The sequence below is a fragment of the Paenarthrobacter aurescens genome, assembly GCF_025421775.1.
Lineage (GTDB): Bacteria > Actinomycetota > Actinomycetes > Actinomycetales > Micrococcaceae > Arthrobacter > Arthrobacter aurescens_B.
On sequence record NZ_JAOEFX010000696.1, the window covers coordinates 1 to 238 of the forward strand.

1 pseudogene is annotated in these 238 nt (G+C 59.2%); it reads left to right on the plus strand.

Annotation, left to right across the window (positions count from 1 at the left end):
- A pseudogene (locus N7568_RS25300) lies at positions 1–189 on the plus strand (gfo/Idh/MocA family oxidoreductase); the annotation flags it as partial.
- Positions 190–238 lie beyond the last annotated feature (49 nt).

Consider the following 238-nt stretch of genomic DNA (forward strand, 5'->3'; position numbering starts at 1 on the left):
TACGCCAACGGCGCCCTGGCGCTTGTTGATTGTGAGCTCGACGCTGCCAGCGCCAACCGTGCCTTGGTGATCGGGACCAACGGCTGGATCGACATCGAGCACACCTGGTACAACCCGTTTCCTTTCACGGTTCATGCCGTTGATGTCAGCGTTGTTGAACGGTATGACCAGCCGGTCGGCAGCCGTTGAATGCAGTTCCAAGCTGCTGAACTGGAACGCCTGATCCGCGCAGGAGAGA